The sequence below is a fragment of the Agarivorans sp. QJM3NY_33 genome (assembly GCF_050870865.2).
In the GTDB taxonomy this organism is placed as follows: Bacteria; Pseudomonadota; Gammaproteobacteria; order Enterobacterales; family Celerinatantimonadaceae; genus Agarivorans.
In genome coordinates, this window is record NZ_CP194039.2 from 357,635 (window position 1) to 370,801 (window position 13,167).

General features: G+C 47.4%; 11 protein-coding genes and 3 tRNA genes. 10 read left to right on the top strand and 4 right to left on the bottom strand.

Features of this window, described 5'->3' with window-relative positions; translation table 11 throughout:
• Nucleotides 1-10 precede the first annotated feature (10 nt).
• Nucleotides 11-1,345 (bottom strand): glutamine synthetase family protein, encoded by a 1,335-nt coding sequence (locus ACRRSY_RS01595; RefSeq protein WP_432460688.1) that lies wholly within the window; start codon nt 1,343-1,345, stop codon nt 11-13.
• Nucleotides 1,346-1,578: 233 nt separating this feature from the next.
• Here ACRRSY_RS01595 and ACRRSY_RS01600 point away from each other — a divergent pair, with 233 nt between their 5' ends.
• The 3 genes from ACRRSY_RS01600 (at nt 1,579) to ACRRSY_RS01610 (ending at nt 5,414) form a co-directional block, all read left to right on the top strand.
• Complete coding sequence (locus tag ACRRSY_RS01600) at nt 1,579-2,949, top strand: glutamine synthetase family protein (RefSeq protein WP_432464247.1); 1,371 nt, start codon at nt 1,579-1,581, stop codon at nt 2,947-2,949.
• 62 nt (nt 2,950-3,011) lie between these two features.
• Nucleotides 3,012-4,289, top strand: coding sequence for an NAD(P)/FAD-dependent oxidoreductase (locus tag ACRRSY_RS01605; protein WP_432464248.1), 1,278 nt, complete (start codon nt 3,012-3,014; stop codon nt 4,287-4,289).
• Between the two features lie 153 nt (nt 4,290-4,442).
• A complete protein-coding gene (locus tag ACRRSY_RS01610) occupies nt 4,443-5,414 on the top strand; it encodes an aldo/keto reductase (RefSeq protein WP_432460691.1) in 972 nt (323 codons plus the stop codon).
• A gap of 19 nt (nt 5,415-5,433) precedes the next feature.
• Here the strand turns inward: ACRRSY_RS01610 and ACRRSY_RS01615 are convergent, their stop codons facing one another.
• Nucleotides 5,434-6,774, bottom strand: a complete 1,341-nt coding sequence (locus ACRRSY_RS01615) for an MATE family efflux transporter (RefSeq protein WP_432464249.1) — start codon at nt 6,772-6,774, stop codon at nt 5,434-5,436.
• Between the two features lie 146 nt (nt 6,775-6,920).
• Entirely contained in the window at nt 6,921-7,235 is a 315-nt protein-coding gene (locus ACRRSY_RS01620; RefSeq protein ID WP_432464250.1) for a glucose PTS transporter subunit EIIB, read from the bottom strand.
• 279 nt (nt 7,236-7,514) lie between these two features.
• On the opposite strand from ACRRSY_RS01620, the gene ACRRSY_RS01625 reads away from it, so the two are divergent.
• The 5 genes from ACRRSY_RS01625 to ACRRSY_RS01645 all read left to right on the top strand — a co-directional run bounded on the left by ACRRSY_RS01625 (nt 7,515) and on the right by ACRRSY_RS01645 (nt 10,197).
• Nucleotides 7,515-7,591 (top strand) — tRNA-Arg (locus ACRRSY_RS01625).
• A gap of 30 nt (nt 7,592-7,621) precedes the next feature.
• Nucleotides 7,622-7,697: transfer RNA gene (locus tag ACRRSY_RS01630), tRNA-His, on the top strand.
• 181 nt (nt 7,698-7,878) lie between these two features.
• Nucleotides 7,879-7,955: transfer RNA gene (locus ACRRSY_RS01635), tRNA-Pro, on the top strand.
• 576 nt (nt 7,956-8,531) lie between these two features.
• Nucleotides 8,532-9,557 carry a galactose-1-epimerase gene (gene galM, locus ACRRSY_RS01640; RefSeq protein WP_432460694.1) on the top strand — a complete coding sequence of 342 codons (1,026 nt, stop codon included), beginning with the start codon at nt 8,532-8,534 and terminating at the stop codon, nt 9,555-9,557.
• A 94-nt stretch (nt 9,558-9,651) separates the two neighbouring features.
• On the top strand, nt 9,652-10,197 hold the full coding sequence (locus ACRRSY_RS01645; RefSeq protein ID WP_432460695.1) for a YSC84-related protein: 546 nt from the start codon (nt 9,652-9,654) through the stop codon (nt 10,195-10,197).
• A 142-nt stretch (nt 10,198-10,339) separates the two neighbouring features.
• Here ACRRSY_RS01645 and ACRRSY_RS01650 read toward each other — a convergent pair whose 3' ends face one another.
• Nucleotides 10,340-10,951 (bottom strand): LysE/ArgO family amino acid transporter, encoded by a 612-nt coding sequence (locus ACRRSY_RS01650; protein ID WP_432460696.1) that lies wholly within the window; start codon nt 10,949-10,951, stop codon nt 10,340-10,342.
• A gap of 103 nt (nt 10,952-11,054) precedes the next feature.
• On the opposite strand from ACRRSY_RS01650, the gene ACRRSY_RS01655 reads away from it, so the two are divergent.
• Both ACRRSY_RS01655 and ACRRSY_RS01660 read left to right on the top strand, forming a co-directional pair.
• Entirely contained in the window at nt 11,055-11,954 is a 900-nt protein-coding gene (locus tag ACRRSY_RS01655; protein WP_432454936.1) for a LysR family transcriptional regulator ArgP, read from the top strand.
• 50 nt (nt 11,955-12,004) lie between these two features.
• Entirely contained in the window at nt 12,005-13,150 is a 1,146-nt protein-coding gene (locus ACRRSY_RS01660) for a glycerate kinase (protein ID WP_432464251.1), read from the top strand.
• The last annotated feature ends 17 nt before the right edge of the window (nt 13,151-13,167 follow it).

Consider the following 13,167-nt stretch of genomic DNA (forward strand, 5'->3'; position numbering starts at 1 on the left):
AATGAATGGCTTAGACGTTGAGTAATAAAAACTCTCGTTCCCAAGAACTAATAACTTTGAAAAATGTTTGATATTCTTTGCGTTTTACCGCGACATAACAGCCAATAAAACGCTCACCCAAAATTTCTTTCAGTTCATCACATTGTTCCAGTTCGACCAAGGCAGCTTCTAAATTCCCTGGCAGAGTGTAGCGATCTTCACTGACGTCACCGACTTCTTGCGCCGAAGGTTTGAGTTTTTTCTTCATGCCGATATAACCACAAGCCAAAGTTAAGGCCATGGCTAAATAAGGGTTGGCATCGGCCCCTGCAAAGCGGTTTTCGACTCGGCGATTACGCGCTCCGGAGAGTGGCACTCGCAAGCCCACGGTGCGGTTGTCAATTCCCCACTGCAGGTTGATCGGTGCTGAATCGCCAAACATGAGTCGGCGATAACTGTTTACGTTGGGCGCATAGAAGGCAATGCTGGCAGGGGTGAACTGTTGTAAACCTGCGATATAACTTAAAAATAAATCGCTGTTGCTACCATCGCTGTTGGCAAATAAGTTATTGCCATCCATATCTTCCAAACTTTGGTGGATATGCATCGCACTGCCAGGTTCTTCTTCCATTGGCTTCGCCATGAAGGTGGCATAGGTATCGTGTTGCAATGCGGCTTCGCGCATGGTGCGTTTAAATAAAAATACTTGGTCACAGGCCAAAACGGGTTCGCCGTGATCGAAATTGATTTCCATTTGTGCGGCACCAGACTCGTGTACCAAGGTGTCCACTTCGATCCCTTGTGCTTCGCAATAGTCATACATATCTTCGAATAAGGGGTCAAATTCGTTTACGGCATCGATGCTAAAGGATTGGCGAGCTGTTTCAGGACGGCCATTACGACCGATTGGTGGTTCGAGAGGATAATCCCAATCGAGATTCTTTTTGACTAAGAAAAATTCTAGTTCGGGCGCTACAATTGGCTTCCAACCTTCTTTTTCATAGAGGGCTAGCACTTTTTTGAGAACCGAACGAGGTGCCATATCAACTAATTCGCCGTTGCTTTTGTAGCAATCATGAATTAACTGAGCGGTTGGCTCTTTAGCCCAAGGAACAAAACGCAGGCTATCGCAGTCCGGCTCTAAGCTCATGTCTTTTTCGGTCCAATCAAACAATTCTACATCGTCGTCAGGCCAGTCCCCGGTAACCGTTTGGTAAAAGATCGACTCTGGTAGTCGCATCCCTCCTTCTTTCAGGTATTTATTTGCGGGGATAATTTTCCCTCTCGCATTCCCCGTAATATCGGGAATTAGACACTCAACCTCGGTTATCCGGTTTTCTGCAAACCACTTCCTGACCTTATCCATAATCACCTGTCATCGTCTGTTTAGTAAAACGTGGCAAAAACACTTGCTGTTGGATTTTTGCTCCGTGCTAATAAGATTTGTCATGAAATGGGATGAATGTCAACCTAGTGTTAAATAAAAACTAAATTTATCGGTTTTTATTGCCGATCCAGCAAAAAAGTTTGCATTATAATTAACACTGTGGTGTAAATTTAAAAGATATAAGGGATGCTTTTATCAGGGGACTGTTAATTATGTTGAAACACCAACCGCAAACGCAGCGAATTACGCGGGTTGAACAAGTACAAAAATTTCTTGACGCTCACCCTCGTTTAGAAAGTATCGATTTGATGCTTTCAGATATGAATGGGGTGATCCGTGGTAAGCGTATTGAACCTGCTTCATTGCTGAAGATTGCCAACGAAGGTATGTGTTTACCCGCTTCGGTTTTTGCCTTGGATATTTGTGGGGAAACGGTTGAAGAAACTGGTTTGGGGTTTATGCAGGGAGATGGTGATCGAATATGCCAGTTGTTGCCGCATAGTTTAAGTTTGGTCCCCTGGAAGGAAAGTTCAGCACAGGCCTTATTGACGATGTATGAGGTGGATGGTCGTCCATTTTTTGCAGATCCTCGTCAGCTATTAAGTAAAACCTTAGCAGGATTACATCAGCAACAATGCTATCCCTGTGTTGCTATCGAATGGGAATTCTATCTACTCGACGCGCAAGCCGATACCGAACAGCCGCTACCCCCTCTGTTACCGTTGTCTCAACAACGGATGGAGCAAACTCAAGTATACTCATTGGATGAATTAGACGAATTCGCTGCGTTTATCAAAGATATTCAAGCCTACTGTCATACCCAAAATATCCCGAGTGATAACGTCATCGCCGAATATGCTCCCGGTCAATTTGAAGTCACTTTACAGCATCAGACTGATCCTTTGCTGGCTTGTGATCAAGCGATCCTCTTAAAGCGTGCCATTAAGGCGGTGGCCAAAGAGCATGGTTATGTGGCAACCTTCATGGCAAAACCCTACGCTGAGCATTCGGGCAATGGTTGCCATGTGCATATCAGTATGTTGGACGACGCAGGGAATAACCGCTTTGCAGAAGACCAGGTTTTGCTGGAGCAGGCTTTGGCCGGGCTATTAGAAACCATGCCACAGGCGATTGCCTTGCTGGCCCCTAATGCAAATTCTTATCGTCGCTTTCAACCCGACATGTTTGTTCCATTAAAGGCGACTTGGGGCTGGGATAACCGAACCGTGGCGCTACGCATCCCCTCGGGAACCAAAGCCAACACTCGGATTGAACATCGGGTTTCTGGCGCAGATTGTAATCCGTACATTGTGGTGGCCGCATTATTTGCGGGTATTCAGCACGGCATTGAACAGCAATTGGTTTGTCCTGCGGCAGTTACCGGTGATGCGACCTATGTAGACGCCTGCGAATTACCCACGTCTTGGGAGCAGGCCTTACAAGTATTTTATCAGTCGACTCTCTGGGACTTGCTGGGAGAAGATTTTAGCCACGTTTACCACGCCAATAAACTCAATGAATGGCAACGTTTTGAGGCACAGGTGACGCCGTTGGAGCAGCAATGGTATCAGCAAATGGTATAAATTCCAGATTCAAGCTGAGGCAAGGATAGCAACGCTTTCGTAATGACATCAAAGGTGAGTAAATGAAACAGCAACATGCTAATTCGTATTATGCGGCGAGTGCAAATTTGCAACTCGATTATCCGCAATTAGCGGGTGATCATCAGGCCGATATTTGCGTTGTCGGTGCCGGTATCACCGGCGCGACTACGGCCCTAGAGTTAGCCGAGAAAGGTTATAAGGTGATCTTACTTGAGGGCGAGCGCGTCGCTTGGGGCGCCTCTGGACGCAGTGGAGGGCAGGCGATTTTTGGATGGGCCGCCGAGCAATCCACCTTGGAAAAAATGATGGGTAAAGACGATGCCAAGAAGATGTGGGATCTGTCGGTCGAATCGCTTGCCGTGACTAAACAAAACATTGCCAAGTATAACATTGATTGTGACTGGCAAGATGGGCAAAGCCATGTCGCGATTAAGCCTCGCCATGTGAAAGAGCTGAAAGCTTGGCAGGCCCAGCTCAGAGATGATTATGGTTACCAGGGCTTGCAATATTGGGAGCAGGATCAGCTTAAAGAGCAACTGGCGAGTCCGCGCTACTTGGGGGCTTTATTCGATCCTAATAGTGGTCACTTACATCCGCTCAATTATACTCTTGGTTTGGTCAAAGCTGCCGAATTAGCGGGTGTATCAGTTTACGAGGCAAGTAAAGTCACTAAGATTGAACACGGGACTAAAGTGACTTTAAGTACCGCTCAGGGGAAAGTGACTTGTTCTCATGTGGTGCTTGCCTGCAACGCTTACATGGAAGGTCTGAATAGCAAGCTGGAAAGTAGAGTGATGCCAGTGGGTACTTATATTTGTGCCACTAAACCGCTTGGCGAGGAACGCATTCGTAGCTTGATTAAAAATAATATGGCGGTGTGTGATATTAATTTCGTGCTCGACTATTATCGCTGTTCGGCTGACCACCGGATGTTATTTGGTGGCCGAGTGAGTTATTCCGGAGTGCAGCCACGAGATTTAGCGAAAACCATGAAACAACGCATGGACTGGGTATTTCCGCAGTTGGCTAATGAGCCAGTGGAATTTGCTTGGGGCGGTAATGTCGGCATTACCATCAACCGTGCACCGCACTTTGGCAAGCTTGCGCCAAATGTGTATTTTGCTCAGGGTTTCTCTGGACATGGTATTGCGGCCACTGGCTTGGCTGGCAAACTGATGGCGGAGTCGATTATGGCAACTTCGGAACGTTTTGATATCTTCGATAAGATCCCGCATATGCCTTTCCCTGGTGGTCGTTTACTGCGCACTCCTGCGCTGGTAATGGCGATGACCTACTATCGCTTACGCGATTTATTATAGTGAGCGCTTGAGCGCTGCAGCTTAGCCGCTTGCAGCGCTGACTTTCTCGGCACTCGCCGCGAATTCATGGCTGACACAAAAATCAAATCTTAGTCTTCAAATACAACAACTATCGCTATAATGAGGCCAATTATTACCCATTAGGATTTGGTTATGGCAGCATTAGCAATTCATCAATTCTTCCCTCAGGCGAGTCAATTAGTTTACGGTTGTATGGGTCTTGGCGGCAGCTGGGATGCTACGCCTTATGGCCCTGAACATCTGGCGCAGGCGCATGCGGCCGTTGATGCCGCCTTAGAAATTGGCATTAACTATTTCGATCATGCCGACATTTACACTCTGGGTAAGGCCGAGCAAGTATTTGGTCAGGTTCTGGCTGAGCGTTCGCAGTTGCGCCAACAGATTATTTTGCAAACCAAATGTGCGATCCGTTTTGCCGATGAGCAATGGTGTGGGCGTTACGATTGGTCAGCGGATTATATTCGACAGAGCGTCGAAGCATCGCTCAAGCGCCTACAAACTGAATATATCGACGTGTTGATGCTACACCGCCCCGACCCTCTGGCGGAAATGGATGAAGTGGCCGCGACTCTGCAGCAGCTTAAAGAGAGCGGTAAGGTGCGGCAGTTTGCGGTATCGAATATGAGCGGTGCACAAATCGCTTACCTGCAAGCTGCGCTAGGCTTTCCTCTGGTGGCAAATCAGCTGGAGCTGAGTTTAACGAAGTTAGATTGGCTGAATCATAGTGTGGCAGTGAATGATGAGCAGGTCAGAGGCCATAGTTTTACTGCTGGCACCATAGAATATTGCGCTATCAACAAGCTGCAAGTGCAGGCCTGGGGCAGTTTATGTCGCGGTTTATTTAGTGGCGCCGATCTTTCGCAAGCCAGTCAGGCGCAGCGCGATACGGCAGCTTTAGTGCGCCAGTATGCCGAACAATATGGTTGCTCGCCCGAGGCCATGGTTCTTGCTTGGTTAATGCGCCATCCGGCAGCGATTCAGCCTGTGATTGGCAGTACCCATGTGGGTCGGATCCGCGCTTGTGCCGATGCGACTAAGGTTCAGCTGAGTCGTGAACAATGGTATCAACTGTTTGTAACTTCGCGAGGCCAAGCTCTGCCTTAGCCGATTTGCTTGGCTGATATCATTGAAGCAAGGCTGATGAGGCTGCCTGCTTGAGCCGGACTAATAATTGGTATAAGCCATAAGCGATCGGTAGGCTTAATAGCGCCGTGGAAAGCGGCATGATTAACCAAATCCCCGTCACCCCAAAGCTTGTGGGAAGCAATAGCATGAAGGGGAGTTGGATCACCATGTTGGCTAATGAGATCAGGTTGGCGCGATTTGCTTTATTGATGGCTTGATAAACCATGGCGGAGGTGAAAATTAGGCCGTCGAGAGGCATGGCCCACAAATGTAGGCGGATCCCAGCCACGGTGGCTTGGCGTAGCGCGGGGTCATCCTGGTTGAAAATCCCGACACTCAATTCGCTAAATAGATTCATCAACAACACCGCGAGTAAACCAGAACCAATGATAATGCTAAAGCCGAGCTGCATGATTTTGAGCATGTTGTGATAGCGTTGTGCACCATAGTTGTAGGAGAGCAGCGGCTGCATGCCATTGGCAAAACCTTCAGCGATAAAGTAATAGATGACACTGAGGTAAAGCACAATGGCATAGGCACCAGTCTCGGTGACTGTGCCATAACGTAGAAATAGCCAATTATGAACTACGGTAATAAAGGCAGTATATAGCGCGGTTAAGAAACTACTGAAGCCAAGGTTGGTAATACGTACCAGTTCACGAGGCTGTAATACAAATCCGCGCCATTGGAAGTGCAGTTCACTAAGATCCGACAGAAAATAGGCGAGAGCCAATGTGATTACCAACGCCTGTGCGCCAAGCGTGGCATAGGCGGCTCCCGCGAGCCCCCAATCAAAGCAAACAATCAACAGATAATCCAACAGGATGTTCGTTAAGGCGCCAAGTATCATCAGTAAGGTAGCCAAATTTGGCGAATGATCGTTGCGTATCAAAATGGGTAAGGCTGTACTGCCTAGTACAATTAACGAGCCTTGGCCCATAATGCTAAGGTAGTGCTCGCCCATCCGTGTAATTTCTGCCTCCGCCCCTTGCAGGGTAATAGGGCTGATCCCCAGCACCGCTAATACGCTGCATATGACAGCGGCAAGCAATAGCAGCATCAGCAGGGCATGGCTGAGTAACTGTTGAGCGCGTCGTTGTTCGCCTTGACCGCAGGCGATCGATATTAAACTCCCTGCTCCTACGCCCACCATTAAGCCAAATCCACTAACCACAAAAATGAGCGGCCAAACGAGATTAATAGCGGCTAAACCAGAGGCCCCCAGTACCTGACCAATAAACATGCCGTCTACGATTAGATAAATCCCGTTGACGACCATGGCGACGACCGAGGGGATCGAGTAGCGCCAGAACTGCTGGTGGATATTGGACTGAAGCATCAGTTGTTATACCGTGTAATCGTGACCGCCGGTGTGGACTTGGTGGTGTCCTCTTGGATGTTTATGCGACGTTCAAAGGTTTTAAAAGCGAACTCATCATCGGTGTTCAATTTGCGCAGGTATATGCTATTGTTTTTTAAGCTGATTTAGCTTGATTCTGCAACTAATTGTTGCTCCAGTTGCTGCGAATAAGCGTTGGCTTTTAAACCGTAAATAATTTGTAGGTTATTTTGATCGAGGATTACCACGCCGATGGCGCCTTGTATTTTTAATTTGCTTGAGTCCACTAAGCTCATATCTTTGATGCATAGGCGCAAGCGGGTGGTGCAAGCCATGGTCGAGATGATGTTGTTTAAGCCTCCAACGGCTTGAACAATTAATGCAAGTTCTTCATCCAGATTGGGATTGATACTGGTGAGGGTGGAAAGTAATGAACGTATTTTTTGCAACAGTGTTTTCATTTGCTAATCACTCGCTCCGAATTGATGCCTACCCATACAGCAGTTGGTGTGAAAGAAAGTGATCGTATCTTAGCCTATTTGATCATCAGGTCATATGTCTCGAGCTATAAAATCAAAGCTTATTCTCTGTCGTTTAGTGAGCATTTCTGCGGTGGTTTCTGGTACGCATCGTCAGGTTTTTTAAAGGATTGGCTAAAAATTCTTCGATTGGCAGTTTTTTTATAAAATGTCTGGACAGAGGGCAGCGAACACCCTAACATACGCCTCCGCCAGCATTGAGCACCCGTAGCTCAGCTGGATAGAGCGTCGCCCTCCGGAGGCGAAGGTCACAGGTTCGACTCCTGTCGGGTGCGCCATTTCGAAGGAAGATGCTCTGGTACTCAGTGGTGGGTATAGCTCAGTTGGTAGAGCCCCGGATTGTGATTCCGGTTGTCGTGGGTTCAAACCCCATTACTCACCCCATTATTTAGGTGTAGCGAATTTCGTTGCGACCGAAACAGGCAAAGTTAAGCCTTGGGATAATTTTCTGAAATTAGCTAAAATAAATGATAGAAAAAGCGCGCTTGGTAGCGCATCGTCGCGAAGCTCATTAAGAGTGGGACCAGAGCTTTGGTTTCTGGTTAAATATCAAGCACAAAATTATCGGTGATTAGCGCAGCTTGGTAGCGCATCTGGTTTGGGACCAGAGGGTCGGGAGTTCGAATCTCTCATCACCGACCACCTTCATAAAAGCCCCGTCAGCAATGACGGGGCTTTTTTGCTAATTACGACAATGTATTCGCATACGGAGGCGAAATCCCTGAACTGTTAACTGAAAGCATGCGAGCTCGATGCTCATCTTATACCAATCTAACTCATTATCTGGTCATTCTTGCTCGCCTAAATCACCGCTAACTGATTGATGTATATTGTAATTAGATCCACTGGTTACTGCACTTTGCACTTCTTGCCTGATTATCGGCAGATTTATTCTGCGCAATAAGCTGCACATATAATTAATCAGATTGGTATTGCTCATTAGAATAGAGAATTATGTAGTTTGTTCCATTATCTATAAATATTTATGGCATCATTAGGTGACAAAAAAGTTATTAAGGTGCTTTGATAAGGCGATATGGCTCACAAAATGATGGCTAAATGATTGATGTTTTTAGAACTATGCTAGCTTTGTTGGTCAAATCCACTATCGTGTCATGATTAGGCGCCTCGGCTCTATTTGCTTCTACAAATAGCGCATCGTAAGTTTCGGGCTGCGTTCACGATTCATTTATTTTAAAAATCATTGAGGAGTTGTATATGTCTTCTAGTCAGAATTCTTTGGGGAAAACGTTTACCCTTAAGAATGCTCAAGGCAGTGTGGCTATCATACTGACATGGGGGGCAACCCTTGCCAGTTTAAAAATCAGGCTCAGTAGCGGTGAGTTAAGGGAGGTGGTGTTAGGTTGTGACAGCCTACAAAATTATCAGCAGCAAGGCGCTTATTTAGGCGCAACTGTGGGGCGCTATGCAAATCGAATTAAGCTGGCAAAAATCAATCATCAGGGGCAATCATATGCGTTAACGGCGAATCAAGGGCCGCATCAGTTACATGGGGCCAACGATTTGAGTCATCGTGATTGGCAGGGTGAGCAGTTGGCTGACAATAAGGCTCGTTTTAGTATTTTCTCGGCCGATGGAGAACAAGGCTACCCGGGTAACATGACCGCACAAGTGACCTACACCCTTGACGAAGAAAATCAGTTGCAACTAGATTACAGCGCTGAAGTCGACCAAGCCTGCCCTGTAAACCTTACTGATCATAGCTATTTTAATCTTAACGCTGAGCAAAGTAATATTTTGCAACATCATTTATTTATTGCCGCTGATTACTATCTTCCAGTGGATGCCGAAGGTATTCCTGTCGATGGCTTAAAAGAGGTGGCTGGTAGTGGTTTTGATTTTCGGCAAGCAAAGTCGATTGCCGCCGACTTGAATAAAGATCCAGATCAGCTGCTGGTTGGCGGCTATGACCATAGCTATTTATTGCAGTCTTCGGTGCTAAAAGAGGGAGGGGCTGTGGCTCGTTTAATTGCTGATGATGGCTCTTTGGCTTTGGAAGTCTATACTAATAAACCAGCAATCCAGTTATATACAGGAAATTTTTTAAGCGGTAACCCGGCACGTGATGGCAAGAGTTATGTTGCACATAGCGGGGTAGCTTTGGAAACTCAGTTTCTTCCTGATTCGCCTAACCGTTCCGATTGGCCGCATCAAAGCTGTTGGTTAAATGCAGGCGAAAAATATGCTTACCAAACTTGTTATCGACTATATCAACCCAGCTGAATAGCTGTGTGTTGAATAAAAATAAACAGGATGTCGATATACTAGAACATGGTGTATGCTGCTGATTGGTTCATTAGCTTAAAGGTGTTTCAACATGAAGAAGTGGTGGGTAATGTGTATCGGTATATTCGCGCTGAGTTTTCCAGCGATGGCGGATGATTACCAAGCAACTATTCAGGATTTTAAAAAATCCGATAGAACAACTTCATTTTTTAACAATGCCTATGGCTATGCGGTATTTCCAACCATTGGCAAGGGAGGCATTGGCATTGGTGGTGCTTATGGTGAAGGAAAAGTCTATCGCGGTGGTCAAACAACAGGCACCGTAAAAATGGGCCAAGTTACCATTGGATTTCAACTCGGTGGTCAAGCGTTTAGCCAAATTGTGTTTTTGCAAGACAAGCGGGCGTACGACGAATTTACCAGCGGTAGTTTTGAGTTTGGCGCGCAAGCCAGTGCCGTCGCGCTAACCCTTGGCGCATCGGCGCAAGCAGGTACTTCTGGTACTGGCGCAGCAGCAGGTAGTGAACAAGCCAAGGCCAATTATGTGAGTGGCTATGCGGTGTTTACCTTGGCAAAAGGTGGCTTAATGTATGAAGCGGCTATCGGCGGACAGAAGTTTAGTTTTACGGCAAACTAAGCGCAGCTTATTTATTTGAACTAGCGGGCCCAAGGGCCCGTTTTTTATGGGTGTTGTCGGACGTTTTTGCTCAAATTTGAGTGACTTTTCGGCTTTCAGTGCTCAGAGCACGAAACCAAAACGATTATTCTCATGATGCTGTCTACGCAAATACAAACTTAAGCAGGTAGAAAGCCAAGCCAAACATCATTAGGCCGATCAGGCAATTAATCAGCTGCTGGGCACGCGGTTTTGCAAGTATTGGTGCCAGCTTTGCCCCGAGTAAGGCGAGGCTGAAGAACCAAGCGAAAGAGGCACTGACCCCGCCAGCAACAAACATCGGGCGTTGTTCTGCGCTGATATTAGCGGCAAATCCACCCAAGATCACAATAGTATCGATGTAGACGTGGGGGTTTAAAAAGGTGAAGGCGCAGCAGGCGAGAATGATTGCTTTTAACTCATGTTTTGCTTCGCCCTGGTTTAAGCTATCTTCGGCTTGGTAGGCGCTGCGTAAACACTGGTAGCCGTAGACTAGCATGAATACCGCGCCCAAAATGCTAATGCTATAAAGCAGCCAAGGGTAAGCGTTAAAGAGTTGAGCTCCGCCCCAAACCCCAAGGCTCATAAAAAAAATGTCGGCAAACGAGCACATAGTGGCCACCAAGATATGATGGCGTCGGCGGATCCCTTGATTTAATACGAAGGCATTTTGCATGCCGATAGGCATGATCAGGCTGGCCATGAGGGTGAGTCCGGTAAAGTAAGTGCTGAACATGTATTGCCTTGCGTTATTAAAATATTACAGGACTATAACCAGCGCATCTGCTTTAATATAGCTAATAATTTTAATGGATAATTAAAATATCTAATGAGAGTAAATGGCTTCTACTGATTTTGATTACAAGCTGCTAAAAGCTTTGGATGCGGTCGTCCTGGAGCAGAGTTTTGAGCGGGCTGCGCAGCGTCTACACCTCACTCAGTCGGCGGTTTCGCAGCGGATTAAGTTATTGGAAAGTCAGCTGGGGCAACCGTTGTTGATCCGTGCTCAACCCTTACAACCCACGGCTTTAGGTCAACAACTATTAGGCCACTATCAACGAGTATTACAGCTTGAAACCGAATTAAGCCAACAGCTCAAGGTGGACGAGCAGGTTTTTCAGGCTATGCCTTTAGCGGTGAATGCCGATAGCCTGGCCAGTTGGTTAATTCCCGCCTTAAGACCTTTGTTGCAACGTACCCAAATCGAGCTAAATTTATATGTAGAAGATGAATCGCGCACTTGGCAAAGGATGCGTAGTGGCGAAGCGCTCGCCTGTATTACCAGCAAGGCGCAAGCAATCGCTGGAAGTGAAAGCCACTTTTTAGGGTATATGGAATATCTATGTGTGGCGACTCCCGATTTTATTCAACGTTATTTTTCCGATGGGGTTGATCAGCGTAGTCTTAGTCAGGCTCCAGCCATGTCTTTTGATCAACATGACGATATGCATATCCAGTTTTTGTTAGAGCACTTTGCTTTGCATCCAGGACAATATCCTTGCCATACGGTGCGTTCGTCGGAAGCGTTTATCGAGCTAGCACTGGCTGGTGGTGCCTATAGTTTGAATCCGCGCTTGCAGATGGAGCAACACCTTGCGGCGGGGCGTTTAGTCAACATTTTGCCCGACTTTCAGCTTAGGGTACCGCTATACTGGCATCATTGGCAATTAGCGGGTAAGTTAATGAGACAGCTAAGTGAACAGATCCGTGCCTACACTCAGACTTGTTTACCACAATAGGGTTAGAGACTGGGTTTGAGCATTAATTTGTAACTGAACAAGGAAAGCCGATGAAGATAGTAATTGCGCCTGATTCGTTTAAAGAAAGCCTGAGTGCCATGGAAGCGGCAGAGATGATTGAGCAAGGTTTTAAAGAGATTTTCCCTAATGCCGACTATCTGAAAGTGCCGCTTGCCGATGGTGGCGAAGGCACCGTGCAGGCGATGGTTGATGCCACAGGCGGACAAATCATGCCTGTTTTGGTGTCGGGTCCGCGTGGCAATCCGGTTGAGGCTTTCTTTGGCGTATTGGGTGATAAGCAGACCGCGGTGATTGAGATGGCTGCAGCCTCGGGTCTGCATCTGGTGGATCATGCGCTGCGTGACCCACGTAAGACTTCCAGCTATGGTACTGGAGAGCTGATTAGCGCCGCCCTCGATGCTGGTGCTACCAAGTTGATTATTGGTTTGGGTGGTAGTGCCACAAACGACGCTGGGGTGGGCATGCTACAAGCTTTGGGCGCTAATTTTCGCGACCGTTTTAACAAACCCTTAAAGCGTGGTGGTGGTGAGCTGATTGATCTCGCCAGCATCGACATTTCTGGTTTCGATCCCCGTTTGGCTAAGGTTGAAATAGAGGTGGCCTGTGATGTCGATAATCCACTCTGTGGTGAACATGGCGCCAGTGCTATTTTTGGCCCGCAGAAAGGTGCAACGCCAGAGGTTGTCAAGCAGCTTGATGCCGCCTTAGGTCGTTTTGCGGCAGTGGTGTTTAGTGAGTTTGGCATCGATATTATGCACACCGCTGGTAGTGGCGCTGCAGGCGGTATGGGGGCGGGATTGTTGGCCTTTATGCAAGCTCAGCTGCGTCCAGGGGTACAAATCGTGACCGAAGCTGTGGACTTAGCCAGTGCCATGGAAGGTGCTGATTTATTGATTACCGGTGAGGGGCGGATCGACAGTCAAACCATCGCGGGTAAAACCCCCTATGGTGCGGCGCAAATTGCGATGCAGTACCAGGTGCCGGTGATCGCCTTGGCTGGCGCGATGCTGCCCGGCTACGAAGTGGTGCATGAACATGGTATTAATGCGGTATTTTCCATCGTTCCGGGTACTTGTAGTTTGCCGCAAGCACTTGCCGAGGCGGAATCCAACCTCTATGTATCTGCTCGTAACGTGGCTGCGACGCTGAGGCTGAGTCAACAAATGTTTGGCTAAGTGGCTGGTATTGGCTA